Below are 26319 nucleotides of genomic sequence, written 5' to 3' on the forward strand. Positions count from 1 at the left end.
CCTTAAGGGGCGCTTCGCCCCCAGCGGGAGCAAGCTCCCTCGCCACAACAGCACACTTGTTACGCAATGTAATGGTTGAGTATGGACGCTATTAGCGGCAGTAGCCTTCGCCGCTCACCACGATCAGGCAGTCCTTTTTATCGGCCAGCCATTTCAGGCCGGTGTCGGCACCGTCGCCAGCGCGCAGCAATTGCGGGCCATCCGGGCGGGTGAAGGCGATGCCGTCTTCGGCCGCTTCGCCTTTGAAGGTGCCCGAGTCGTCGGCGTCGAGACCATATTGCATGGTGAGGATGTAATGACCACGGCCAATGCTGTCGTCCTTGGCGATGGTCAGGTTGAGGCCTTCGACGCCGATCCACTTGCCGACCCATTGGTCGGTGGGCGGGGTCTCCGGCACCAGGGTCGCCTGCACCGACGCGGGCGCGGGTTTAGGCGCCTCACTGGCTTTTTTATCGCAGGCGCTGAGTAGGGCAAGGGCAGACAAAGCAAAAAGGATTTTTTTCATAGCGGCACGGCCTTGGTTAAAAAGTGTTCAATACGACGATCAACGTGCAGCGTTGGACTCGAACCCAGTGATTTAGTGCGCTGTTCGCACGGTGTTTGGTTATGCTCTTGGGGCAGACCCACGCCCGGCTGCTAGATTACCGGGTTGAGTCCCACCGTGCGCCACGCAAGAGAATTCGATGACTGTCAGTACCCCCCTTTCCGGCGTCAACCATCCCTTCAAAGGCATTTTGCTGATTGTGATGGCGACTTTCCTGTTCTCCAGTCACGACGCCTTGTCCAAATACCTGGCCGGGTTCTACCCGATCGTGATGGTGGTGTGGGCGCGCTATCTGGTGCATACCTTGTTGATGGCGGGGATCTTCCTGCCGCAATCGGGCCTGCGGGTGCTGCGCAGCAAACGGCCGGGGATGCAGGTGGTGCGGGCGTTGTGCCTGTTGGGCACCAGCCTGTTCTTTACGGCGGCGCTGCATTACATCCCCCTGGCAGAAGCCACGGCAGTGAACTTCCTGGCGCCGATCCTGGTAACCGCGCTGTCGGTGCCGTTGCTGGGCGAGCACGTCACGCGTGGCCAATGGCTGGCAGTGATCTGCGGCTTTGTTGGCGTGTTGATCATCATCCACCCCGGTGGCGAACTGTTTACCCCGGCGGTATTGCTGCCGCTGTGTTCAGCGTTGTTCTTCTGCTTTTACCAGTTGCTCACGCGCATCCTCAGCCAATACGACACCCCCACCACCAGCAACTTCTTTGCCGGGCTGTGCAATACCTTGGTGATGAGTGCGATGGTGCCGTTCTTCTGGCAGATCCCCACGCTGTGGCATGGCGTGTTGATGCTGGCGCTGGGCACCTGTGGGATGACTGCACACTTGATGTTGACCCAGGCGTTCCGCTTCGCGGCGCCGGCCTTGCTGGCGCCGTTCGGCTATTGCCAGATCGTGTTTGCGGGGTTGTTGGGCTGGCTGGTGTTCAGCCATACCCCCGACGCGACCACAGTGGTCGGCATCGGGGTGATCTGCATGAGCGGGTTGGCCGCTGCCTGGCAGCAGCGGCGTAGGTAGCTGTGATGGTAGATCAGACGTCTACAGTAGGAATCTTGCGCGGGGCCATGAAGTACATCCAGGTCAGCGCAATGAAGTACATCGCCGGAATCAGGGTGAACAACACGGTGTAGTTGTTGTTGGTGACGGTGAGGATGTGGCCGACGATCTGGGTCATGAACATGCCGCCAATGGCCGCGCACATACCGCCAAAACCGAACACCGTGCTCATCATGTGCTTGGGCGTGTAGTCCATCACCAGGCTCCAGATGTTGGCGGTCCAGGCCTGGTGCGCGCCAATCGCCAGGGAGATGGCGAACACTGCGACCCACAACTGGCTGGAACCGGCCGCCATGATCACACCCACGATGCAGCAGGCAAACAGCAGCATCGACAGCAAGCGCGCTTTGATCGAGTTCATGCCACGGCCGATCAGGAACGACGACAGAATGCCCCCACCCACACTGCCGAAGTCGGCGGTCAGGTAGATGATGATCAGCGGAATACCCATCTGGGTCACGTTGATGCCCAGGTTGTATTGCTGGTTGAGGAACGGTGGCAGCCAGTACAGATAGAACCAGAACACCGGTGCGGTCATCGAGTAGGCGAGGGCGAAGGCCCAGGTGCCGCGCATACGTAGGATGCGGCTGAACGGCACGCGAGGTTGTTCGGGTTCGACTTCCTGTTGCACGTAGTCCAATTCGGACTGTTTAACCGTTGGGTGATCTTCCGGGTTGAAGTACTTCAAGCCCCAGAACACCAGCCAGATCCCGCCCAGCGCCGACATGCACAGGAACGCCGCCTGCCAGCCCCATACGTGGAGGATCAGCGGCAGCAGCATCGGCGTCATCATCGCGCCGACGTTGGTACCGGCGTTGAAGATACCGGTGGCCACCGCACGTTCACCGGCGGGGAACCACAACCGCGTGGTCTTCACGCACGCCGGGTAGTTGGCGGCTTCCGTCAGCCCGAGGATAAAGCGGCAGACCATAAAACCCACCGCCGAGGTGGCCAGGCCGTGGGCACCGGTGGCCAGGCTCCACAGCAATACGGCAAAGAAGAACACGCGTTTGACGCCCACCCGGTCGATCAGGCGGCCTTGCAGCACAAAGCCGATGGCGTAGCCGACCTGGAACCAGAAGTTGATGTTGGCGTAGTCCATCGCCGTCCAGCTCATTTCCTTGGCCAGGATCGGTTGCATCACGCCCAGGGCGGCGCGGTCGATGTAGTTCAGGGTGGTGGCGAAAAACACCAGGGCCAACATGCCCCAGCGGGTTTTACCCACGGCCAGGGCGCCGCGGATCTTGTCGCCGATGCCGGCGTGCGGGGTGCCCGGGCGCGCGGCCAGGGCGGAATTTTGCGAAGGCATGAGGTCGTACCCGTTTTTTTGAAATTTTTATGGTGTGTTCTGGGTCTTGTTTTAACGCTGGTTGCGGGATGGATGGTGCGCAGTGGTTAAAAAATCGTCAATTCGCCAAAGGGGCATAGTGTTCGATAATCGCACCAAAAACTAACCGGTTCGTACATTTTAATTGCTGCCGCCAAGCTGGGGGCGAATAATTTGCCACAAACAACAATTGCCGGGAGGCGTCCATGCAACGTTCCATTGCCACTGTTTCCTTGAGCGGGACCCTGCCGGAAAAGCTCGAAGCCATTGCTGCCGCCGGGTTCGATGGGGTCGAGATCTTTGAAAACGACTTGTTGTATTACGACGGCAGCCCCCGTGAAGTTAGGCAAATGTGCGCCGACCTGGGCATTGCCATCACCCTATTTCAACCATTCCGCGACTTTGAAGGCTGCCGCCGTGACCGCCTGGCGCGCAACCTGGAGCGTGCCGAGCGCAAGTTTGACTTGATGCAGGAACTGGGCACCGACCTGGTGTTGGTGTGCAGCAACGCGTCGGCCGACAGTGTTGGCGACGAGCGCATTCTACTCGATGACTTGAGCCTGCTGGCCGAACACGCCGGCCGCCGTGGCTTGCGCATCGGCTATGAAGCGCTGGCCTGGGGCAAGCATGTGAACACCTGGCAGCAGGTGTGGAACCTGGTGCGCCAGGTCGATCATCCCGCTTTGGGCGTGCTGCTAGACAGCTTCCACACCCTCTCGATCAAGGGCGACCCGAGCGGGATCGCCCAGATCCCTGGCGACAAGATCTTCTTCGTGCAAATGGCCGATGCGCCGATCCTGGCCATGGATGTGCTGGAGTGGAGTCGGCATTTCCGTTGCTTCCCCGGCCAAGGCGAGTTCGACCTGGCGGGGTTCCTGGCGCCGATCATCAAGAGCGGCTACACCGGGCCTTTGTCCCTGGAAATTTTCAACGATGGTTTCCGCGCCGCGCCCACCCGTGCCAACGCCGCGGATGGTCTGCGCTCCCTGCTGTACCTGGAAGAGAAAACCCGTGAGCGCTTGAAGCAGGAGGCGCCCGCGCAGCCTGTCGAGATCTTGTTTGATACCCCAGCCGCCAGCGAATACGACGGCATCGAGTTCCTCGAATTTGCCGTGGATGAAAGCCTGGGCGCCAAATTGACCCATTGGCTGGAACGCCTGGGCTTCGTCAAGGCCGGGCAACACCGCTCCAAGAGCGTGAGCCTGCTGCGTCAGGGCGATATCAACCTGATCCTCAACTGTGAGCCCTATTCCTTCGCCCACAACTTTTTTGAAGCCCACGGGCCGTCGTTGTGTGCCACGGCGGTGCGGGTCAAGGACAGCGCCAAAGCGCTGGAACGGGCGGTGGCCTACAAGGGCCAGCCGTATCGTGGCCTGGTCGGCCCGAACGAGTTGGAGTTGGCGGCCGTGCGTGCCCCAGATGGCAGCCTGATCTACCTGGTGGACCAGAACGAAGGCGGGATTTACGACACTGACTTCAACCTGCAAACCGCTTCGGCGTCCAGCGGCGGCCTGCTGCGCATCGACCATATGGCCATGGCCCTGCCGGCCGACAGCCTCGACAGCTGGGTGCTGTTCTACAAGAGCCTGCTGGATTTCGAGGCCGATGACGAAGTGGTACTGCCCGACCCGTATGGCCTGGTGAAAAGCCGCGCCCTGCGCAGCCGTTGCAGCTCGATCCGTTTGCCGCTGAATATTTCCGAGAACCGCAACACGGCGATTTCCCACGCACTGTCGAGCTATCGTGGCTCGGGCGTGCACCACATTGCCTTCGACTGTGCGGATATTTTCGCTGAGGTGCGCCGGGCCAAAGAGGCGGGCGTACCGCTGCTGGATATCCCGCTCAACTACTATGACGACCTTGCGGCGCGCTTCGATTTCGACGACGAGTTTCTCAGTGAGTTGGCGTACTACAACGTGCTCTACGACCGTGACCCTCAAGGCGGTGAGTTGTTTCACGTGTACACCGAGCCGTTCGAAGGGCGGTTTTTCTTCGAGATCATCCAGCGCAAGAACGGCTACGCCGGCTACGGCGCGGCCAATGTGGCAGTGCGCCTGGCGGCGATGGCCAAATCGCGCAGCGGCGCGGCGCGCCAGGCCCGGTTATAAGGGCAGGCCGGGTGCTTCCTTCGGGGAGCATCGCGGCCCATAATCAGCGCCTGCATAACACTGGCTGTGAGCCCACCATGACTGCCGAGGCACCCCGCAAGAGTCGTAAGAACAATCCAGAAAAGACTCGCGAAAACATACTCCAAGAAGCCATCGTCGAGTTTGTCCAGCAGGGCCTCTCCGGCGCTCGCGTGGACGCCATCGCCGAGCGCATTCACACCTCCAAGCGCATGATTTATTACTACTTCGGCAGCAAGGAGCAGTTGTATGTCGAGGTGCTGGAGAAGCTCTACGGCGACATCCGCAACACCGAAACCCGCATGAACCTCACCGCCCTGGAACCGCGCGAAGCGATCCGGCGCCTGGTGGAATTCACCTTTGATCACCACGACCAGAACGTGGATTTTGTGCGCATTGTCAGCATCGAAAATATTCACAATGCCGAGTATGTGAAGCGCACCGATACGATTAAGGCGATGAACAGCAAGATCCTTGAAGGACTAGGGGAAACGCTGCGCCGTGGTGCCGAGCTGGGCTTGTTCCGGGAAGGGCTGGAGCCGCTGGATGTGCACCTGCTGATCAACTCGTTCAGCTTTTACCGGGTGTCCAACCGGCATACGTTCAGTGAGATTTTTCAGATTGAACTGTCGGATGAGGCGATCAAGGCGCGGCATCGGGAGATGATTTGTGAGTCGGTGATGCGTTACCTCAAGGCCTGAACACACACAATCCTCAAGCTGAAATGCCATCAATGTGGGAGCGAGCAAGCCCCCTCCCACATTTGGATCTTCAGTTCGCCAGTTAAGTATTCATGCTCTGAAAGTGCGCCAGCATCCGCTGCGCATCCGGCGCTTCGCCACTGAACAACTCAAACGCCTTCACCGCCTGGAACACCGCCATATTGCCGCCATCCAGCGTACGGCAACCCAAGGCTCGGGCGTCGCGCAGCAGTTGGGTTTCCAACGGGAAATACACAATTTCCGCCACCCACAATTCGGTTCGCAACAAGGCTGCAGGCACAGGTGTGCCCGGCAATTTGGCCATGCCCATCGGCGTGGTGTTCACCAGGCCATCCGCCTCGGCCATGGCATTTTCCAACTGCTTGCCGACTTGGGCGCGACCATTTCCGAAAAGCTGGGCAAGGTTTTCCACCAAGTCGTGGGCGCGAGCGGGATCGACGTCGAAAATACTCAAGTGCTCCACGCCTTCAGCCAACAGCGCATGGGCCACGGCGGCGCCTGCACCGCCTGCGCCCATCTGCACCACGCGGCGGCGCGCCACATCATTCAAGTTGCGCCGAAAGCCTTCGGCAAAACCCAGGCAGTCGGTGTTGTGGCCGATTCGTTTGCCGTCCTTGAATACCACGGTGTTGACCGCGCCAATGCCCCGGGCTTCGTCGGACAGGTCATCCAACAGCGGTAGGACCGCTTGCTTGCACGGGTAGGTAATGTTCAAGCCGGTGAAGCGCATCAACTCGGCGGCGTCCAGCAGGTCGGGCAGGGCGTTGATGTCTAGGTGCAGGGGCTCAAGATCGATCAGGCGATACAGGTAGCGCAGGCCTTGGGCGTCACCTTCCTGTTCATGCAAGGCTGGAGTGCGGGATGCCTGAATGCCGGAACCGATCAGACCCGCGAGAATGCGTGGCTTCATCCCTTTAACACCTGGCTGAAATGCTCCAGGGCAAGGTGATAGCCGTGGCTGCCGAAGCCCGCGAGGACGGCCTTGGCGATGGGCGACACAAACGAGTGATGCCGGAACGCTTCACGGGCATGCACGTTGGATAAATGCACTTCGATCACCGGGACTTCACTGGCCACCAGTGCGTCGCGAATGGCGACCGAGGTGTGGGTCCAGGCGGCCGGGTTGATCACGATACCGGCGCAGCGGGCGCGGGCGCCGTGGATCCAGTCCAGCAATTCGCCTTCGTGGTTGGTCTGGCGAAATTCGATTTTAAGCCCGAGTTTTTCAGCGCTGCGGCCACACAGGGCAGCGACGTCGGCCAGGGTTTCATGGCCGTAGGTGGCGGGCTCGCGGGTGCCGAGCAGGTTGAGGTTGGGACCGTTGAGCACCAGCACGATAGGCGGCATAAGGGGGATCTCCACTGTTCTTGTTTGTTGTGGGGATAAAATGTACTGAATGGTTAATTTGGTCAATTGATGCGGGAAGATTTGTTCGATTATCGAACCCTTCTCACGAGGGCGGATCAGATTAGATATCAATTGAAAATCATTCTCGACAACGCTTAAGATGCCCGCCTGTTTCCTTTACATTCCAGGGAGTCGGTTTGTCGGACGTGGATCTCAAAGGCCTGTTTCTCAAGCATGCCGATACCCTGCGCGGGTATCTGGCACGCAAGGTGCGGGACCCGCAGTTGGCCGCAGACCTGGTCCAGGAGAGTTTCCTGCGCCTGGCAGAAAAACCGGCTGGCGAGCGCATCGACAACTCCCAGGGCTATCTCTATAGAACGGCGAGCAATCTGCTGATCGACCATATTCGCCAGGAAGCACGGCGCAAGACAGACTCCGTGCCCCACGAGGCGCTGGCCGAGATTGAAGATGAAGTGGCCGGGTTGGAGGCTCAGGCAATGGCGCAGCAACAGCGACAGGCATTGAAGCAGGCACTGGCGGAGTTGCCGGAACGTACCCAGCAGATTTTCCGCCTGAACCGCATCGAAGGCATGACCCACGCCCAAGTCGCCCGGCACTTGGACATCTCTGACAGCTCCGTGCAAAAGCATCTGGCCAAGGCGTTGGCCTACGTGATGCAGCGCCTGCAGGACGGCGAGGTGGCACCATCCGACGAATGAATTACCGAAACTCGCCAGGTCAGACGTCACAGCGTTATATAACGAAAAATTCGAGATTCACACGTGAATAGCCAGGGTCCGCAACAGCACAGCATTACCGAGGCGGCCGCCGAGTGGGCGGTGCGCCTGCACGCCGCTGCCCTGACCGAACAGGAGCAGGCCGAGCTGCGGCATTGGATCGCTTGCGACAGCCGCCATGAAGCGGCATTGCGCTTTGCCGAGCAGACCTGGGCGGCGTTGGGCGATGTGTACAAAGATGAGCCGGTGCATCGCCAGCGCCCGGCGGCGGCGGCGATGCCTGTACGCCGGTCCAAGCGGCGAAGGCCGTGGCAACGGGCGGCGGCCGTGGCGATGGTCGTGGTGCTCGCCGGCGTTGGCTGGGTGCGTGGGCCGGATGCCTGGTTGCATATGCAGGCCGACTACGTGACCCAGAAGGGCGAAGTGCGCACGGTGCAGTTGGCCGATGGCAGCAAGGTGGAGCTGGATTCAGACAGCGCCATTCGCCTGGATTACGACGGTGTGCAGCGGCGCGTCAGCCTGATCCAGGGTTCGGCGATTTTCGACGTGGCGCCTATGGTGGGCCAGGAAACCCGGCCGTTTGTGGTGCAGAGCGCCGGTGGACAGGCCCGGGCGCTGGGCACCCGGTTTGTGGTGACGCGTGAAGATGACCGCCAGGCCTGGGTTGGCATGCTGGAGCACAGTGTCGAAATTTCGCTGCTAACCCACCCGAAAAAAGGCGCGGCCGAGCGTGTGCTCAAGGAGGGCCAGGCTGCGCGCTACAGCCCCCAGGAGGGCATCGTGCGGATGGATCAATTCGACGTGGAGCGCGCCACCAGTTGGCGGCGCGGGGTTTTGATCTTTGATCGGCAACCGCTGGCCAAGGTGATCGAACAGCTCAACCACTACCGTCCAGGGCGCATCGTGCTGGCCCATTCGGACCTGGGTGAGCGCGAAGTCAGCGGCGTGTTCCGCCTAGATATGCTCGACACCGCCCTCGGCACCCTGACCCAGGAACTTCAAGTGCAACGCTTGGACCTGGCCGGCCTTAGCCTGATCTATTGAAAACCCCGGTGGGAGGCCTTCTCCCACCCGCTCAAAACCCCCTTCGCAAAAAACTTTCAAAAAAACCTTACTGACTTCCTGCGCGTCGCACGTCTTGCTAGGTGAGAAGCATTCGCATAAACAAAAAACGCTTAGCGCAGGGAAACAAGAAATGTCAGCACTCAACAAGGGGCGTATCACCGGTAGCCGGTTAGCCTTGGCCATCCACTTGGCATTGTTCGCCGCTGTGGCTCCGGTGTATGCCGCGCAGCCGCAGGCGGGTGCCACCCAACCTGCTGTGCTGACGTTTGATATCCCCGCGCAATCCCTGGGCAGTGCCGTGCTGGCGTTCGCCGACCAGGCCGGTCTGCAAGTGCTGTTCGACAGCCAGCGCCTGCAAGGCTTGAGCAGCACCGCGCTCAAAGGCAGTTTCAGCGTGCAGGAAGGCCTGGGCCGTTTGCTCGGCGCGGCACCGGTGGAATACCGCTTTACCAGTGATCGCCAGGTCACCCTCAACCGCGTCAGCGACGATCACAGCGGCGCCATGACCGTGGGCACCACCACTATCACCGGTAACACCAACGGCCAGGCCAGCGACTGGGTGTACCAGAGCCCAAAGTCCGTGGCCGTGATCAGCCGTGACATGATCGATAAACGCCCGCCCCGTCACGCCGCCGATATGCTCGAAGAAACCGCCGGTGTGTACACCGCCGTCGATCAGCGCGACCCCGGCTTGTCGGTAAACATTCGCGGGGTGCAGGACTACGGCCGCGTGAACATGAACATCGACGGCATGCGCCAGAACTTCAACGTCAACGGCCACCAGCAACGCAACGGCACCATGTTGATCGACCCGGAGTTCATCTCCAGCATCCAGATCGACAAGGGCAGCCAGTCGGGGCAGGGCGGTGCGGCGGTGTTGGGGGGTATTGCGTCGTTCAAGACCCTGGATGCCAGCGAGTTTCTCAAGGACGGCAAGGAATACGGCGGACGCCTGCGTGCCGGTAGCGGTATTGGTGAGCTGGGCAACGGCACCGATTTCAACGGCAGCGCGGTATTTGCCTTTGGTGATGAGCGTGGTGATGTGTTGCTCGGCATGAGCGAGCGCCATTTCGGCAACTACCGTGGCGGCTCCCATAACGACCAGAACCTGGGCACCAACATCCGGGCCAGGAAGTATGCCCCGGCAGCCTTTGATGACTGGTTGAACAGTGAAGTCGGCGACACCGGCAGCGTGACCCGCTCGCAGATCATCAAGTTCGGCCTGAACCTGCCCAACGATCAACGCGTGCAGTTGAGTTACCTGGAAAGCGACACCGACAGTAACGATGCCTGGGGCTACATCACCGATGACCTTCAGAGCACCTATTACGTACGCACCAGCAAGAACAACCTCAACGCAAAAAACGTGGCGCTGGACTACAGCTACAGCCCGGACAACGCACTGATCGATTTGAAGGCCAAGCTTTATTACGTCACCACCCAGCTGGATCGCAACAATGCACCCAATATTGCGTCCTTGAGTTCCGGCAACTACACACCGTCCTACACCGACCACTTCCAGACCGACACTTGGGGCTTGCAAGGGGAAAACACCTCGCGCTTCGACCTGGGCCGCGTGGGCCATGTGAGCTGGAACTATGGCCTGGAGCTGTACCAGGACACCTTCAAGCCCAGCACTAACAAGATCGAATCGACCAACACCACCACCAGCGGCTCATTGCCCTACACCGCCAGCGCCGACCCGGAAGGCAAGCGCACCATCGCCAGCCTGTTCAACAACCTGCAATACGAATATGACGACTGGCTAACGGTGGACGCCGGCCTGCGCTACGACCGCTTCCGCCTGGAAGGGGTGACGGGCATGACGCTGTGGAAGCGCGACCGCTTTTACACCAGCACCACGGGGGCCAAGCGCGTCGAGGATATCTACGATATCGACCGGGAAGAGGGGCGGTTTTCGCCGACCTTTGGTATCGGCATCAAGCCTGGTGTCGATTGGCTGCAACTCTATACCCGCTGGGGCAAGGGCTGGCGCCCACCTGCGGTCACCGAAACCTTCATGAGCGGGCGCCCCCATGGTGGCGGTTCAAATGAGCGCGTGTTTCCCAACCCTTTCCTCAAGCCTGAGGAGTCCCGCGACTGGGAAGTGGGGCTGAACGTGTTCAAGGAGTCGTTGTTCTTCAATGACGACCGCCTGGGCATCAAGGTCGCGTACTTCGATACCAAGATTCAGAACTTCACGTTCCTCAATACCAGTGTGAGTTTGCCGGAGACCTCCGTCGGCGGTTTCAACGGGATCATGGCGTACACCAACAACACCAATGACACGCGGTTCAGGGGCCTGGAGTACCAGTTCAACTACGACATGGGGCGGGTGTACACCAACTTGAGCTTCACCCACATGATCGGCAGCAACGAGTTCTGCTCGAAGAATTACTACCTGGGCGGTGCCAAGAAGGCCGGCAATGCCACCACCGTTTACGAACAGTTCACTCGGCCCAACGGCACCATCGGCATACGCCCTGTCACCCAGTACGAAGTGTTGGATGACGACGCCGCCAACGCCAAGGAAAGCTGCGGGCGGATCATGGGCAACGCCACTTACACCCCGGCCGATCGCGGCTCGCTGACCCTTGGCGCGCGCTTCCTGGACAAGCGCCTGGATACCGGCATGCGTGTTCGCTACAGCTCGGGCAACGGGGAGAACCTGGATAACCAGGGATACAGCCTGATCGACCAGGCCATGTGGCCCAAGTACACGGTGTACGACCTCTACGCCAGTTACTGGATGACCGACCAGTTGAATATCGCACTGGCGTTGGAGAACGCCACGGATGAGGCGTATTTCGTCGCCATGGGCGATGTCAACAACCTCAGCCTGGCGCGCGGCCGCACGTTGAGCGGGATGCTCGAATACAAATTCTGATGCCGGTGCCAAGGCACCGGGTCACCCACGGTTTTGCCCAGGGTTGGGCAAAAAGTGCGCTTCTGCGCACTGATCAATAGCGCTGTAATTACGAGGTTTAGTGATGACAATTTCTGTTAGCTACGAGTCGATCCTTGGCACTACTTCGCTGTCGGACTACCTGTCGGACTGGGCTGTTGGTTTTGCCACGGCAGGCCATGGCACTGGCGGCAACAACGGTGGTTTCAGTAACGGCACCTTCGCCGGTGACCAATACGCGTCCCATGGCGCCAACAATTCCGACTACGCCTTCATCGCCGACAGCGACACCAGCAACGGTCTGCACTACGTGTTCAACCCGACGCTACCCGCCAGCAGCAACCTGAACCACTACCTGTGGGGCGAGCTGGATAACGTCGAGCTGGGCACCGGCCTGACCGGCGGCAGCGGCAGCGACTTCGACCTGAGCGCCTACAAAGTGGCCTTCAACGGCCTCGACCTGTCCGCCGCTGAAGGCGCAGGCCGTGTTGGCAACGACGTGCAGGCCGTGATCTACGGCCTGATCCAAGGCAACACCAGTGCCCTGGAAGCGGTGCTCAACGAACTGCTGGGCGCCATCGACCCAAGCCTGTCGACCGCCAACACCTTCGACGAAATCTCCGCTGGCCTCGCGGCCCACGCGGCGTCCACTGCCACCACCGACGTTGCTCTGGTGGGCGTGCAGGACGTGGCACAGGACTGGGCACTCGCTGCCTAAATCCGCTGCTGCATGAAAAAAGCGAATGGAAGATCGCTCTCCCATTCGCCGCATGACACACCGCCGTCGCCCAAGCCTTCTAATTCTTCTGCGACGGCGGTGCCAAATTCTGCGCAGCGCCGTATCGCCTGTCAACGCGGCGACGCTGCCCGCTCAACCTTTGAGAATCCCCAGATGCGCCACGCCGGCAACGAAACCCTGGCCGCCCTCACGGCCTATAAAAGTGGCTTCTTCAACATCGGCCTGTTCTCGGCGGTGATCAACCTGCTGATGCTGGCCCCGGCGCTGTACATGTTGCAGGTGTACGACCGGGTGCTGGCCTCGGGCAATCAGATGACCCTGTTGATGCTGACGCTGATGATCCTCGGCCTGTTCGGCCTGATGGGCGCGTTGGAGTGGGTGCGCAGCCAAGTGGTGATCCGCCTCGGCACGCAAATGGATATGCGCTTGAACCAGCGGGTGTATGACGCCGCGTTCGAAGCGCAACTCAAAGGCGGCACCCAGGCAGCGGGCCAGGCCCTGCATGACCTGACCACCTTGCGCCAATTCGCCACCGGCCAGGCGCTGTTCGCGTTTTTCGATGCGCCGTGGTTTCCGGTGTACCTGTTGGTGATCTTCCTGTTCCACCCCTGGCTCGGCATGTTGGCCCTGGGCGGCGCGGTGATTCTGATCGCGCTGGCCTGGATCAACCATCACGTGAGCCAGGCGCCCATGGCTTTGGCCAGCCAGTTGGCTATCAGCGCCAGCCAGCAAGCCACCACCAATCTACGCAATGCCGACACCATCGAAGCCATGGGCATGCTCGCCACCTTGCGCGGCCGTTGGTTTGAGCAGCACCAGGCGTTCCTCGCCCAGCAGAACCTGGGCAGCGAAAAAACGGCGGCTGTCAGCGCCTGGTCCAAGGGCGTGCGTTTGGCGTTGCAGTCCCTGGTGTTGGGATTGGGGGCGTTGTTGGCGGTGCAGGGGGATATCACCCCAGGAATGATGATTGCCGGTTCCATCCTGATGGGCCGGGTGTTGACCCCCATCGACCAACTGATCGGCGTGTGGAAGCAATGGGGTTCGGCGCGGCTGGCGTATGAGCGTTTGTCCCAATTGCTGGAAGCCAACCCGGCGCGACCGGTGCGCATGAGCCTGCCGGTGCCCAAGGGGCAACTCACCTTAGAGCAAGTCAGTGCCTGCGCCCCGGGCAGCCGTCGTCCGGCGTTGGCAAATCTGGGCTTTACGCTGCCAGCGGGTGAGGTTTTGGGCGTGATCGGGCCATCGGGCTGTGGCAAATCCACCCTGGCCCGCATCGTGGTGGGTGCCTGGCCGCCGCTGTCCGGCAAGGTACGGCTGGACGGTGCCGACCTGGCCCAGTGGGACAAGCAGCAACTCGGCCCGCACATCGGCTACTTGCCTCAAGACATCCAACTGTTCGCCGGTAGCATCGCCGACAACATCGCGCGGTTTGCCGAGGCCGATGCCGAAAAAATCCTGGCTGCTGCACTCATGGCCGGCGTACATGAACTGATCCTGCAACTGCCCCAGGGCTACGACACCTTGCTGGGGGAGGGCGGTGCCGGCCTGTCCGGAGGCCAGAAGCAACGCGTGGCCCTGGCCCGCGCACTGTATGGCCTGCCCGCGTTGATCGTGCTGGACGAGCCCAACGCCAACCTCGATGAAGTGGGCGAGCAAGCGCTGCTGCAAGCCATCGCCCAGCTCAAACAACAGCGTCGTTCCGTGATCCTGATCACCCACAAACCCAATGTGCTGAGCCTGACCGACCAACTGCTGATCCTCAAGGATGGCCAGTTGCAGGCCTTCGGCCCAACGGCACGCGTGTTGGAAGCACGGCAGAAACCTGCGGCCAAGCCGGTGTCGACCATGAGCATGAGTTACCGCCTCGGTGAAGGAAAACAGGCATGAGTGTGAGTAAACCCGTGCTGGTCAGCGACCAGCCAAACAACGTGCTGGCGCTGGACGACAAAAAATACTCGCGACTGGGTTGGTGGCTGGTACTGGGTGGTTTTGCCGGGTTTATCGGCTGGGCTGCGTTGGCGCCGTTGGACAAGGGCGTAGCGGTGTCGGGCAAGGTCATGGTCTCGGGGCATCGCAAGACAGTGCAGCATCCCAGCGGGGGTATCGTCGAGCGTATCGAGGTACGTGACGGTGATGTAGTCAACGCCGGCCAAGTGCTGCTGCGTTTGAAAGAAACCCCGTTGCGCGGGCAGATGCAGTCCCTGCGCAGCCAGTACCTGGCGTCCCTGGCCAGCGAAGCGCGCCTGAGCGCGGAAAGCGATGGGTTGTCGGCGATCACCTTTGGCCCTGAGCTGCTCAACGACCCTGAGGCGGCTGGCACCTTGAACCTGCAACGACAGCTGTTCAGCAGCCGCGCCCAGGCCCTGGCCACCGAGCAACAAGGCTTGCGCGAAAACATCGCCGGCGCCGAGGCGCAATTGCGCGGCACGCGGGATTCCCAGGCCAGCAAGGTGCAGCAACGGGCGGCGTTGAATGAACAACTGCAAGGCCTGCGGGAGTTGGCGCGGGACGGTTACATCCCACGCAATCGCCTGCTCGACAGCGAGCGCCTGTATTCACAGGTTGACGGTGCCATCGCCGAGGACTACGGCCGCATCGGCCAGTTGCAACGCCAAGTCATGGAGCTGCGCCTGCGCATTCGCCAGCTCGGCGAAGACTTCCAGAAAGACCTGCGCGGCCAATTGGCCGACACCCGTACCCGCAGCGATGACCTGCGCAATCGCCTGGCCTCGGCCGAATTCGAGCTGGCCAACAGCCTGGTGCGCGCACCGGCCTCCGGCGTGGTGGTGGGGTTGGAGGTGTACACCGAAGGCGGCGTGATCAAGCCCGGCCAGGCGCTGATGGACATCGTGCCCCAGGGCGAACCGCTGCTGGTGGAAGCGCGGGTGCCGGTGCAGATGGTCGACAAGGTACACCCAGGCTTGCCGGTGGAACTGATGTTCCCGGCGTTCAACCAGGCCACCACGCCACGGGTGGCTGGCGAGGTGACATTGGTGTCTGCCGACCGCCAGGTGGATGAACGCACCGACGAGCCGTATTACACCCTGCGCGCCCAGGTCAGTGCGGCCGGTATGCAGCAACTGGATGGCGTGCAGATCCGCCCGGGCATGCCGGTGGAAACCTTCGTCAAAACCGGCGAGCGCTCAATGCTCAACTACCTGTTCAAACCCCTGCTGGATCGCACTCACATGGCCCTGGTGGAAGAATGAAGGCGCTGCTGTTTACCCTGTGTTTAAGTTGTACTTCGGCGGCGCACGCCTTGGGTTTGCTGGATGCCTACGACTTGGCCCTACGCAATGATCCGACCTTTCAGGCGGCGATCCAGGAGCGCGAGGCGGGCGAAGAGAACCGCGTGATTGGCCGCTCGGCGTTGCTGCCGAACCTGTCCTGGAGCTACAACAATTCGCGCAACGAGTCCGAAGTGACGGCGGGTGATGTCACCAGCGACCGCGATTACCGCAGCTATGCCTCGACCCTGACCTTGCAGCAACCGTTGTTGGATTACGAAGCCTACGCACGTTTTCGCCAGGGCACCGCCCAGGCACTGATGGCCGATGAGCGCTTTCGCGGCAAGAGCCAGGAACTGGCGGTGCGCGTGCTCAATGCCTACAGCCAGGCGTTGCTGGCCCAGGAGCGTATCGAGCTGAGCCGTGCGCAAAAACGCGCGTTTGCCGAGCGCCTGCAACTCAATGACCGATTGCTTAAAGGCGGCGAAGGCACGCGCACCGATGTGCTGGAAACCCAGGCGCGCTTGAGCCTGGCCCAGGCCGAAGAAATCGAATCACTGGATGCCCAGGACAGCGCTTTGCGTGAACTGGAAGCCATCGTCGGCCAGCCCTTGCAGATCGAAGCGCTGGCCCCCCTGACCCGGCAGTTTGAGATCCCGCCTCTTGAACCCAGCCGCTTTGAAACCTGGCGCGAATTGGCCATGGCCAACAACCCGGAACTCAAATCCCAGCACCATGCCCTGGACGTGGCCTCCTATGAAGTAGAACGCAAACGCGCCGGCCACCTGCCCAAGGTCAGCCTGTACGCCACCAGTCGCCAGACCAGTTCCGATTCGGAAAGCAGCTACAACCAGAAGTACGACACCAACAGCGTCGGCATCCAGGTCAGCCTGCCGTTGTTTGCCGGTGGCTCAGTGTCGGCATCCACACGCCAGGCGGCGAACCAGTTGTCCCAGGCCCAATACGAGTTGGACGCGCACACCTCGGCCACGCTGGTGGAGTTGCGCAAGCAGTTCAACCTCAACACCAGTGGCGCAGCCAAAGTACGCGCCTACGAGATGGCCGTGAGCTCGGCCACGGCGCTGGTCGCAGCGACCAAGAAGAGTGTCAGCGGCGGCGAGCGGGTCAACCTCGACGTACTTGACGCCGAGCAACAACTGTTCACCGCCCGCCGCGACCTGGCCAACGCGCGGCATGCGTATTTGCTGGCGAGGATTCAGTTGAAGTATTACGCGGGGTTGCTGAGTGAGCAGGATTTAAGAGCCTTGGCGGGGTATTTCCAGCCTTCGGCATGAGTGGTTACAACCCGGCATTCGCCGGGTTTTTTGTACTTACTAGTCTGTGAAACAGCTTCGGGAAAATGGAGCCGGTTGTCGGGTGGCAGAGGGAAATTGTTACCTGGCCAAAAATAACCTAACGGATGGGTTACGATGCGAGTAGGCGCTTACAAAGGATATGTGATTTCGGTATTTATCAGGGATGAGCATTGCCCGCCCCATGTGCATGTGAGGGGGAAGGCGTGGGATGCGCGCTTTCGTTTCAGTTTTCTGGATGGAGATGTGGAGTTGTGGGACGTGGAGCCTGAGCGGAGGCAACCATCCGCATCGGTGTTGAAAGAAATACGCGGGGCGATCATGCAGCGTCACTACCTGGCCCGTGCGCGTCGAATTTGGTGGGAATACCTGCAAACGGTCTGCCTGGAGAATCATTCCTGGGATTGGGAGGCAGGTGAATTGGTTCCAGGGTTGGTCATTCGACCTGGCGTCTATGTCATCGCAAGCGCCCGGCACGATGTTGTAGAGCAACGGACAATTTTGAATTTGGTCAGGGGACCAGACTGCGTGGGGATTAATTTATGAAAATCGTAAAAGCCAAAGTTGTGCCTTATAAACCGCTCACTGAAGCGGATATCGACAAGGCAATCGCCCGAGGGCGCAAGACCCGGCACCTCTATGCCCGAGCCAGTTCTGTACGCTATGAGGACAACTGCATCTCCATCGGCTTCAGCGACGGCAGTCGCGTCGTGTTACCGATAGCGGGTCTGCCGGAGTTCGAAGGGTTTTCCTTGGAGGACTTCCAGCAGTTGGAGGTTGGCTTTGGCGGCAAGGCACTGTGCTGTGAGGCCCAAGACCTGGATGTTTCGATTACAGGCCTGATCGCCACCAGCAAACCCATGATGGACCTGGCCACCAGCTTGGTGGCCTCGCGCAACGGTCGCAAGAGCAGCGCCGCCAAGGCCGCCGCCGCACGTGCCAATGGCAAAAAGGGCGGGCGGCCGCGCAAGGATGTTCCAGAAAACACCGATCCAAAGGATGCATGAAGGCCTAATGTGTCCTGAGGACTTAGCGCCGGGTCAGCAACACCCCAGACTCCATATGATGCGTCCACGGAAACTGATCAAACATCGCGCACTGGGTAATCCGGTGGGTGTCATGCAACTGCGCAATATTTGCCGCCAACGTTTCCGGGTTGCAGGAGATGTACAGGATATTGTCAAAGCGCCGGGTCAGTTCGCAGGTGTCCGGGTCCATGCCGGCGCGGGGCGGGTCGACGAAGACGCTACCGAATTCGTAGCTTTTCAGGTCGATGCCGTGCAGGCGACGGAACGGACGCACTTCGTTCAGCGCTTGGGTGAGTTCTTCGGCGGAGAGGCGCACCAGGGTGACGTTATCCACCGCGTTTTCATCGAGGTTACTGAGCGCTGCGTTGACCGAGGTCTTGCTGATCTCGGTGGCCAACACTTTGCGCACGCGGGTCGCGAGTGGCAGGGTGAAGTTGCCGTTGCCGCAGTACAGTTCCAGTAAATCGTCCGGGCGATCACCCAAGGCTTCGTACGCCCAGTTGAGCATCTTCTGATTCACCGTGCCGTTGGGCTGGGTGAAGGCGCCTTCGGGTTGGCGATAGCTGAAGGTGCGGCCGCCCACGTCGAGTTTTTCCACTACATAGTCGTGACCGATCACATCACGCTTGCCCTTGGAGCGGCCGATGATGCTCACGTTCAAGTCCGCAGCCAGCTGGTTCGCGGCGGCGTGCCAGTGCTCGTCCAGCGGGCGGTGATAACACAGGGTGATCATCGCATCGCCGGCCAGGGTGGTGAGGAACTCCACCTGGAACAGCTTGTGGCTCAGGGCGGCGCTGGCTTGCCAGGCAGCCTTGAGTTGCGGCATCAACTGGTTGATGCGCAGGCTCGCGATGGGGAACGCTTCGATCAGGATCGGCGTGCGTTTGTCATCCTGGGCGAACATCGCGTAGTGGCGATCACCCCCTTCGCGCCACAAGCGGAACTCCGCCCGCAGGCGAAAGTTCTGCAGCGGCGAGTCGAATACCTGTGGTTCAGGCGCATCGAACGGCGCCAGCAGGTCACGCAAGCGCGTGACCTTATCTTGCAGTTGAACGGTGTAGCTTGCGGCGTCAAAAGTCATGCGTTGAACCAGCCCAGCTTGATCACAAACAGAATCGACAGAATCACCAGTGCCGGGTTCAGCTCACGGTAGCGGCCCGAAAGCAGCTTGATGGCGGTCCAGGCGATGAAACCGAAGGCAATGCCGTTGGCGATGGAGTAAGTGAAAGGCATCGCCAGGGCGGTGACCACCACCGGCGCTGCAACGGTAATGTCGTCCCAGTCGATTTCGGCCAGGCCCTGGGTCATCAGGACCGCTACGAACAGCAGGGCGGGAGCGGTGGCGAAGGCGGGAACGCTGCCGGCCAATGGGGCGAAGAACAAGGCCAGCAGGAACAGGATCGCCACCACGATGGCGGTCAAGCCGGTACGGCCACCGGCGCTGACGCCCGCAGCGGATTCGATGTAGCTGGTGGTGGTCGAAGTACCCAGCAGGGAGCCGGCCATGGCGGCGGTGCTGTCGGCGATCAGTGCGCGGCCCATTTTCGGCATGTGGCCGTCTTTGCCCATCAGACCTGCGCGCTTGGCCACGCCGATCAGGGTGCCGGAGTTGTCGAACAGATCAACGAACAAGAAGGCGAAGATCACGCTGACCAGGCCGATGTCCAGCGCGCCTTTGATGTCCAGTTGCAGGAAGGTCGGGGCCAGGGATGGCGGCATCGACACCACGCCGTTGAACGGGGTCACGTTCAAGGCGATGGACGCAATGGTCACCGCCAGGATGCCGATCAACACCGCGCCGCGTACGGCCAAGGCTTCCAGCGCGACGATCAGCACGAAACCGAGGGTGGCAAGGATGGGGGCTGCTTTGGTCAGGTCACCGAGACCAACCATGGTGGCCGGGTTGCTCACGACGATCTGCGCGTTGTGCAGGGCGATCAGCGCCAGGAACAGGCCGATACCGGCAGCAATCGCCGAGCGCAGGGGCAAGGGGATGGCGTTGATGATCCACTCACGGATACGAAAGATCGACAGCAGGAAGAACAGCACCGCCGAAATAAACACCGCACCCAGCGCCACCTGCCAGGTATGGCCCATGTGCAGGACCACGGTGTAGGTAAAGAAGGCGTTGAGGCCCATGCCCGGTGCCAGCGCAATCGGGTAGTTGGCGATCAGGCCCATTACGGTCGAACCGATGGCGGCCGCCAGGCAAGTGGCGACAAAGACTGCGCCCTTGTCCATGCCGGTCTCGCCCAAAATGCTCGGGTTCACGAACAGGATGTAGGCCATGGCCAGGAATGTGGTGATACCCGCGAGAATCTCGGTGCGCACATTGGTGTTGTGGGCTTTGAGTTGAAACAGCTTTTCCAGCATGCCGGCTCCCTGTGACGCTATGTTGCGTCGTGATTTGTTGACCTCTAAGTCAAAGCACAAACTGCGCCAAGCGCCTTTGGTTTCAGAGAGGATCGGAAAAAGCGGCGCATCATACCAGCAGCCGAGGCTGTGTGGCGCATGGCCTTGAGGCATACTGCGCCGACGTTCAGACAGGGGTCATCGACAGCATGAAAAAAGCCACCGCGTGGAGTCTAGCTCTGATCCCCTGGATTGGCCTGTGGCTTGCGGTAGCACCGGCGTGGGGCGCGACTGCACCGGCCTTGAGCGAAGTGCGGGTGTTCAAGGTTCAATCGGCGGGTTGCACCGAAACCATCCCGGAGCGCGCCCAAGGCACACAAATGTGCACCCATCGCGGGCCTACCCAGGTGTCGGTGATGGAAGTTGGCCTGGGCAACAACCCCATGGGCCGCTTCAACGGCGCCGAACTCAATGGCCAGCGCACGCCGATATGCCAGGTCGGTAATGTCAGCCAGGTGTGTAATGGCGCGGGCACGGTGATGGGCTACATCTATGTGTTTGACCTGGATGTCCAAGCCCAGGGCTGGTTCGAATACACCAACTCATCGATCAATGGCCCGCAGAACACCCTCAAGGCCCTGCTCAATATCCGCTGATCAATCCCCTTGAACGCTCATAACCCCGGGTAGTCGTACCGCTTAAGACGGCGACTTTCCTGAACGCCGCGGATGTACACCAACCCGTGAGGTGTTTATGAGCGCAACCCCCAATGGCGCGACGGCCCAACCGTTCGTCAGCCACTCGATTCGCCTGCGCCTCAACGGCCAGGATCGCCAACTGGACGTGTTGCCCTGGACCACATTGCTGGACCTGTTGCGCGAACAACTCGACCTGACCGGCAGCAAAAAGGGCTGTGATCACGGCCAATGCGGCGCGTGCACCGTGTTACGCGATGGCAAACGTGTCAACGCCTGCCTGACCTTGGCGGTGATGTGCGATGGCGCCGAATTGACCACCATCGAAGGCTTGGCCAGCGGCGACGTGCTGCATCCGATGCAGCAAGCCTTTATCAAGCGTGATGCCTTCCAGTGTGGGTACTGCACCCCCGGTCAGATCTGTTCCGCCGTGGGCCTGGTGAACGAAGGCCGCGCCCACGACGCTGCCCAAATCCAGGAACTGATGAGCGGCAACCTGTGCCGCTGTGGCGCCTACAGCAATATCCGTGATGCCATTGAAGATGTGGTGTTGGGAGGTGAGCAATGAACCCCTTCCACTACAGCAAACCGGCGGATGTGCACGAAGCCGTGCACCTGAGCAGCGCGGCGTCGCGCTTTATTGCCGGCGGCACCAACCTGCTGGACCTGATGAAAGAAAACATCAGCCGCCCCGAACACCTCATCGATATCACTGGCCTGCCCTTGCATGACGTTGAGCCTACCGCCGAAGGCGGCGTACGCATCGGCGCGCTGGTGAGCAATGCCGACCTGGCCTGGCACCCACTGATCGAGGCGCGCTACCCATTGTTGTCCCAGGCGATTCTTGCCGGCGCCTCCCCGCAACTGCGCAATATGGCCAGTACCGGCGGCAACCTGTTGCAACGCACCCGTTGCTATTACTTCTATGACGCCGCCGTGCCGTGCAACAAGCGCGAGCCTGGCAGCGGCTGCCCGGCGCGCACGGGCTTGAACCGTATTCACGCGATTCTCGGCGCCAGTGACCAGTGCGTGGCCACTCATCCCTCGGATATGTGCGTGGCCCTCGCTGCACTGCAGGCACGGGTGCACGTGCAAGGGCGCGGTGGGGCGCGGGTTATTGAGTTTGCTGATTTCCATCGTCTGCCCGGCGACGCCCCACAGCGCGACAACCAACTGGCCGATGATGAGCTGATCACGGCCATTGAATTGCCTGCTGACAACCTGGCGCGCCACAGCCACTACCTGAAAATTCGCGACCGCGCTTCCTACGCCTTTGCCTTGGTCTCCGTCGCCGCCGCCCTTGAGTTGGACGGCGATCAGATCATCGACGCACGCTTGGCTCTCGGCGGCGTGGCCCATAAACCCTGGCGTGACCGCGCGGTAGAAGCCGCCCTGATTGGCCAGGCGGTCAGCCGCGAAACCTTCAGCAATGCCGCCGATGCCCTGTTGCAAGACGCAGAGCCCTTGGAACACAACGGCTTCAAGATCAAGCTGGCGCGCCGCGCAATCATCCGTGCGTTAAGTGACGCTGCTGTCGCAGGAGAACGGCCATGACCGCTATCGGAAAACCCTTGGACCGTGTCGACGGTCTGCTTAAAGTCACCGGCCAGGCCCGCTACGCCGGGGAGTTTCCCGAGCAGGGCCTGCTGCATGGCAGCGTGGTGTCCAGCAGCATCGCCAAAGGCCGCGTGCTGCGCATCGACGCCTCCAGAGCCCTGGCGCTGCCGGGGGTGGTGAGGGTGCTCGATCACCTGAACCGACCCACCATCGCCAGTTACGACGAGGCCTTCGAGGATGCCGACGCCGCCGATGGCTCGCCGTTTCGCCCGTTGTACAACGACCGCGTGCTCTACAGCGGCCAGCCCTTGGCCTTGGTGATCGCCGACAACCTGGAGCTGGCGCGACACGCTGGTTCCCTGGTGCACATCGAATACGCCAGCGAGGCGTTCGACACCGACTTGGTTGCCCAGCAACCCCATGCGCACCCATCACCCCAAACACCGCCCAAGCCGCGCGGCAACTTCCAGGCCCAGTGGGAGGCCGCCGCCGTCAGCCTTGACGCCCACTACAGCACCCCCATCGAACACCACAACCCCATGGAACCCCACGCCAGCACCGTGCTGTACCAGGCGGACGGCACCCTGCATATCCATGACAAAACCCAGGGCCCGCAGAACTGCCAGGCCTATGTGCAGAAAGTCTTCGGCCTGGATAAAAGCCAGGTGCGCATCTTTGCTGCGTTCGTCGGCGGCGCGTTTGGTTCTGGCCTGCGCCCGCAGTACCAGTTGCCGTTGGCGGTGATGGCGTCCCTGGCGCTGAAACGCTCGGTGCGCGTGACCCTGACCCGCCAGCAGATGTTCACCTTCGGCTACCGCCCGCGCACCCTGCAGCGTTTGCAGATGGGCGCCGCGGCTGATGGCAAGTTACTGGCGCTTGGACACACGGCCATCGGCCAGACCTCGCGTTTCGAGGATTTCAGTGAACACGTAGTGGAATGGAGCGGCATGCTCTACCACTGCGATAACGTGCGACTGACCTACAACCTTGTGCCGCTGGACGTCTTCACCCCGCTGGACATGCGCGCACCGGGCGCCGCCCTCGGTGTGATCGGCCTGGAATGCGCCATGGATGAATTGGCCTGCGCGCTGGGCATCGACCCGGTGCAATTGCGGCTGATCAACTACGCCGAACGCAACCAGAACGAAGACAAACCCTGGTCCAGCAAGGCGCTGCGCGAGTGTTATAGCGAAGGCGCCGAGCGTTTCGGCTGGTCGCAGCGCAACCCGGAGCCGCGCAGTATGCGCGATGGCCGCCAGTTGATCGGCTGGGGCATGGCGGGCGGGGTGTGGGAGGCCATGCAGATGAAGGCCAGCGCCAAGGCGCGCATCGATGCCCAGGGCAAGTTGACGGTCAGCAGTGCCACCACCGATATCGGCACCGGCACGTATACCGTGATGACTCAGATTGCAGCCCAGGCCAGCGGCGTTGCGATAGACGATGTGAGCTTCTTGCTCGGCGACTCGTCGTTACCGACTGCACCGCTACAGGGCGGTTCGTTTACCGTTTCTTCGGTCGGCACGGCGGTGCAACAAGCCTGCGAAGCCCTTAACGCCAAGTTGCTGGACATCGCCCGGCAGACTTACCCGGTGTTCAAAACCGCCGAGGCCGTGAGCTTTGGCGGCGGCCAATTGCATACTGGCGATGTCAGCGTGTCATTGGCGCAACTGGTCAAGGATGGCGGCGAAGAGGCGTTGGAAGTGCAGGTCGACAGCCAGCCCGACAAGAAACGCGAAGGTTACGCAACGGCCACCCACTCGGCGGTGTTTGTCGAAGTGCGAGTGGATGAAGATCTAGGCACCATCAAGGTCAGCCGGGTGGTCAGCGCTATCGCCGCCGGGCGCGTGGTCAACCCGAAAATGGCCCGCAGCCAGATTCTGGGCGGCGTGGTCTGGGGCATTGGCATGGCGTTGCACGAAGAGACCCAGACCGACCATCAGCTGGGACGCATCATGAACCATAGCCTGGCGGAGTATCACATCCCGGTGAATGCCGATATCGGCGACATTGACGTGGTTTTTGTCGAAGAACACGACGAGATCGTCAACGCGCTGGGCTCCAAGGGGGTGGGTGAGATAGGCATTGTCGGGGTGGCGGCGGCGGTGGCGAATGCGGTGTATCACGCGACGGGCAAGCGGGTGAGGGACTTTCCGATCACCTTGGACAAGGTGCTCTGACACAGTCTTCCATACAAAGAAGATCTAAATGTGGGAGGGGGCTTGCTCCCGATTGCAGTGTGTCAGTCAGCACATATGCCAGCTGACACACTGTAATCGGGAGCAAGCCCCCTCCCACATTGGCCTCATTGCCACATTGAGTTAGGCGGTGGTTTTGAGAGCCGGTTCTTCCACCGGCACATGCATCCGATCCCGATTGGCCAGGGTCGGGAACAGTTTTATCCACATCCCGGTCACCACCAGCGTGCCGATTCCGCCCATGACCACCGCCGGCACCGTGCCGAACCAGTGAGCAGTGATCCCGGATTCAAACTCGCCCAGCTGATTCGATGCGCCGATAAACAGCCCGTTGACCGCACTGACCCGCCCGCGCATTTCATCCGGGGTTTCCAACTGCACGAACGACGCCCGGATCACCATGCTGATCATGTCCGCCGCGCCCAACACCACCAGCACCGCCAACGAAAACCAGAACGATGTGGACAGGCCAAAGGCGATGGTCGCCACGCCGAATACACCTACGGCGGTAAACATCACGCGGCCGACTTTGCGGTCCACCGAGAAGCGCGCCAGCCACAACGACATCAACAACGCCCCCACCGCTGGCGCCGAACGCAGCAGGCCCAGGCCCCAGGCGCCGGTCAGCAGGATGTCCTTGGCGAACACCGGCAGCAACGCAGTGGCGCCGCCCAGCAGCACGGCAAACAGGTCGAGGGAGATGGCGCCGAGGATGTCCGGGCGACTGCGGATAAAGCGGATACCGGCCAGCAGCGAATCCAGGGTGGCCTTGCCCTTGTTGAGCGGGGTCTGGCGGGCGGGCAGGTTGAGGGTCAGCACGCAGGCGATGATGTACAGCACCACGGTGGGGCCATAGACCCACACGCTGCCGAAGGCGTAGAGCAAACCGCCCAGGGCCGGGGCGACGATGGTGGCCAGTTGCTGGGCCGACTGCGACGACGCCACCGCACGCGGGAACAACGCGCTGGGCACGATGCTCGGCAGCAGCGCCTGGGTGGTGGGCATTTCGAAGGAGCGCGCTGCACCCAACAGGAAGGCGAGGATAAAAATCATCTCGCGGGTCACGTTGCCGGTCAGGCCGCCGATGGCCAGGCTCAGGGCAATCAGCGCCTGCACGGTCTGGCAGATAGCCGCGACCTTGCGTCGCTCATAGCGGTCGGCCACATGCCCGGTGTGCAGCATGAACAGCACACGCGGCACGAATTCCACCAAACCCACCAGGCCCAGGTCCAGCACGTTGCCGGTCAGTTGGTAGAGGTTCCAGCCAATGGCCACTGTAAGCATCTGGAAGCCGCTGGCGGTGAAGATACGTGCAAGCCAAAAGGCGATGAAAGGGCGGTGGTGACGCAACAGCAACACGGGTTCACTAGGCATCGGGAGTTC

General features: G+C 61.1%; 23 protein-coding genes. 16 read left to right on the forward strand and 7 right to left on the reverse strand.

All coding sequences use genetic code 11. The features are described 5' to 3' along the window. Positions 1–91: 91 nt before the first annotated feature. The gene (locus ACLD1Y_RS10600; protein ID WP_429477873.1) at positions 92–505 is read right to left on the reverse strand and encodes a lipoprotein; all 414 of its coding nucleotides are present in this window, start codon (positions 503–505) and stop codon (positions 92–94) included. A gap of 178 nt (positions 506–683) precedes the next feature. Between ACLD1Y_RS10600 and ACLD1Y_RS10605 the strand changes: the two genes are divergently transcribed. Then, complete coding sequence (locus tag ACLD1Y_RS10605; protein ID WP_429477875.1) at positions 684–1562, forward strand: DMT family transporter; 879 nt, start codon at positions 684–686, stop codon at positions 1560–1562. Between the two features lie 13 nt (positions 1563–1575). On the opposite strand, the gene ACLD1Y_RS10610 is transcribed toward ACLD1Y_RS10605, so the two are convergent. After that, positions 1576–2910, reverse strand: a complete 1335-nt coding sequence (locus tag ACLD1Y_RS10610) for an MFS transporter (RefSeq protein WP_429477880.1) — start codon at positions 2908–2910, stop codon at positions 1576–1578. Positions 2911–3134: 224 nt separating this feature from the next. Here ACLD1Y_RS10610 and quiC point away from each other — a divergent pair, with 224 nt between their 5' ends. Together quiC and ACLD1Y_RS10620 are read left to right on the forward strand one after the other, a co-directional pair. Then, positions 3135–5036 (forward strand): 3-dehydroshikimate dehydratase QuiC, encoded by a 1902-nt coding sequence (gene quiC / locus ACLD1Y_RS10615; protein ID WP_429477882.1) that lies wholly within the window; start codon positions 3135–3137, stop codon positions 5034–5036. A 77-nt stretch (positions 5037–5113) separates the two neighbouring features. Continuing rightward, positions 5114–5755, forward strand: a complete 642-nt coding sequence (locus tag ACLD1Y_RS10620; protein ID WP_429477884.1) for a TetR/AcrR family transcriptional regulator — start codon at positions 5114–5116, stop codon at positions 5753–5755. An 82-nt stretch (positions 5756–5837) separates the two neighbouring features. On the opposite strand, the gene ACLD1Y_RS10625 is transcribed toward ACLD1Y_RS10620, so the two are convergent. Together ACLD1Y_RS10625 and aroQ are read right to left on the reverse strand one after the other, a co-directional pair. Then, positions 5838–6686 (reverse strand): shikimate dehydrogenase, encoded by an 849-nt coding sequence (locus tag ACLD1Y_RS10625; protein WP_429477886.1) that lies wholly within the window; start codon positions 6684–6686, stop codon positions 5838–5840. Beyond that, entirely contained in the window at positions 6683–7123 is a 441-nt protein-coding gene (gene aroQ / locus ACLD1Y_RS10630; RefSeq protein WP_429477888.1) for a type II 3-dehydroquinate dehydratase, read from the reverse strand. Before aroQ ends, ACLD1Y_RS10625 begins: the two co-directional genes overlap by 4 nt. A 197-nt stretch (positions 7124–7320) precedes the next feature. Between aroQ and ACLD1Y_RS10635 the strand changes: the two genes are divergently transcribed. The 9 genes from ACLD1Y_RS10635 to ACLD1Y_RS10675 all read left to right on the forward strand — a co-directional run bounded on the left by ACLD1Y_RS10635 (position 7321) and on the right by ACLD1Y_RS10675 (position 18116). Beyond that, positions 7321–7842, forward strand: a complete 522-nt coding sequence (locus ACLD1Y_RS10635) for an RNA polymerase sigma factor (protein ID WP_028618031.1) — start codon at positions 7321–7323, stop codon at positions 7840–7842. Between the two features lie 63 nt (positions 7843–7905). Beyond that, positions 7906–8904, forward strand: coding sequence for a FecR family protein (locus ACLD1Y_RS10640; RefSeq protein WP_429477890.1), 999 nt, complete (start codon positions 7906–7908; stop codon positions 8902–8904). A 151-nt stretch (positions 8905–9055) separates the two neighbouring features. Next, positions 9056–11812 (forward strand): TonB-dependent hemoglobin/transferrin/lactoferrin family receptor, encoded by a 2757-nt coding sequence (locus ACLD1Y_RS10645; RefSeq protein ID WP_429477892.1) that lies wholly within the window; start codon positions 9056–9058, stop codon positions 11810–11812. Between the two features lie 103 nt (positions 11813–11915). Continuing rightward, the gene (locus ACLD1Y_RS10650; protein ID WP_429477894.1) at positions 11916–12548 is read left to right on the forward strand and encodes a heme acquisition protein HasA; all 633 of its coding nucleotides are present in this window, start codon (positions 11916–11918) and stop codon (positions 12546–12548) included. A gap of 174 nt (positions 12549–12722) precedes the next feature. Next, complete coding sequence (locus tag ACLD1Y_RS10655) at positions 12723–14456, forward strand: type I secretion system permease/ATPase (protein ID WP_429477896.1); 1734 nt, start codon at positions 12723–12725, stop codon at positions 14454–14456. Continuing rightward, positions 14453–15778, forward strand: a complete 1326-nt coding sequence (locus ACLD1Y_RS10660; protein ID WP_429477898.1) for an HlyD family type I secretion periplasmic adaptor subunit — start codon at positions 14453–14455, stop codon at positions 15776–15778. Before ACLD1Y_RS10655 ends, ACLD1Y_RS10660 begins: the two co-directional genes overlap by 4 nt. Next, positions 15775–17091 (forward strand): TolC family outer membrane protein, encoded by a 1317-nt coding sequence (locus ACLD1Y_RS10665; protein ID WP_429477900.1) that lies wholly within the window; start codon positions 15775–15777, stop codon positions 17089–17091. The genes ACLD1Y_RS10660 and ACLD1Y_RS10665 overlap by 4 nt, the downstream gene beginning before the upstream one ends. A 135-nt stretch (positions 17092–17226) precedes the next feature. Beyond that, positions 17227–17655, forward strand: a complete 429-nt coding sequence (locus ACLD1Y_RS10670; protein WP_429477902.1) for a DUF4160 domain-containing protein — start codon at positions 17227–17229, stop codon at positions 17653–17655. Next, on the forward strand, positions 17652–18116 hold the full coding sequence (locus ACLD1Y_RS10675; RefSeq protein WP_429477904.1) for a DUF2442 domain-containing protein: 465 nt from the start codon (positions 17652–17654) through the stop codon (positions 18114–18116). Before ACLD1Y_RS10670 ends, ACLD1Y_RS10675 begins: the two co-directional genes overlap by 4 nt. A gap of 22 nt (positions 18117–18138) precedes the next feature. On the opposite strand, the gene trmA is transcribed toward ACLD1Y_RS10675, so the two are convergent. Both trmA and ACLD1Y_RS10685 read right to left on the reverse strand, forming a co-directional pair. Beyond that, positions 18139–19218, reverse strand: a complete 1080-nt coding sequence (gene trmA, locus ACLD1Y_RS10680) for a tRNA (uridine(54)-C5)-methyltransferase TrmA (RefSeq protein ID WP_429477906.1) — start codon at positions 19216–19218, stop codon at positions 18139–18141. Then, positions 19215–20510 carry an NCS2 family permease gene (locus ACLD1Y_RS10685; RefSeq protein WP_429477908.1) on the reverse strand — a complete coding sequence of 432 codons (1296 nt, stop codon included), beginning with the start codon at positions 20508–20510 and terminating at the stop codon, positions 19215–19217. The genes trmA and ACLD1Y_RS10685 overlap by 4 nt, the downstream gene beginning before the upstream one ends. A 188-nt stretch (positions 20511–20698) precedes the next feature. Here ACLD1Y_RS10685 and ACLD1Y_RS10690 point away from each other — a divergent pair, with 188 nt between their 5' ends. From ACLD1Y_RS10690 to ACLD1Y_RS10705, 4 genes are all read left to right on the forward strand, one after another. Beyond that, entirely contained in the window at positions 20699–21145 is a 447-nt protein-coding gene (locus tag ACLD1Y_RS10690) for a DUF4879 domain-containing protein (protein WP_429477910.1), read from the forward strand. Between the two features lie 97 nt (positions 21146–21242). Beyond that, positions 21243–21752: a (2Fe-2S)-binding protein gene (locus tag ACLD1Y_RS10695; RefSeq protein ID WP_429477911.1), complete on the forward strand. Its 510-nt coding sequence runs from the start codon at positions 21243–21245 to the stop codon at positions 21750–21752. After that, positions 21749–22738 carry an FAD binding domain-containing protein gene (locus ACLD1Y_RS10700; RefSeq protein ID WP_429477913.1) on the forward strand — a complete coding sequence of 330 codons (990 nt, stop codon included), beginning with the start codon at positions 21749–21751 and terminating at the stop codon, positions 22736–22738. The genes ACLD1Y_RS10695 and ACLD1Y_RS10700 overlap by 4 nt, the downstream gene beginning before the upstream one ends. Continuing rightward, entirely contained in the window at positions 22735–24918 is a 2184-nt protein-coding gene (locus ACLD1Y_RS10705; RefSeq protein ID WP_429477915.1) for a xanthine dehydrogenase family protein molybdopterin-binding subunit, read from the forward strand. The genes ACLD1Y_RS10700 and ACLD1Y_RS10705 overlap by 4 nt, the downstream gene beginning before the upstream one ends. 141 nt (positions 24919–25059) lie before the next feature. Here ACLD1Y_RS10705 and ACLD1Y_RS10710 read toward each other — a convergent pair whose 3' ends face one another. Beyond that, entirely contained in the window at positions 25060–26310 is a 1251-nt protein-coding gene (locus ACLD1Y_RS10710; RefSeq protein WP_429477917.1) for an MFS transporter, read from the reverse strand. Positions 26311–26319 lie beyond the last annotated feature (9 nt).

The sequence above is a fragment of the Pseudomonas sp. 18175 genome (genome assembly GCF_050432925.1).
Taxonomy (GTDB): domain Bacteria; phylum Pseudomonadota; class Gammaproteobacteria; order Pseudomonadales; family Pseudomonadaceae; genus Aquipseudomonas.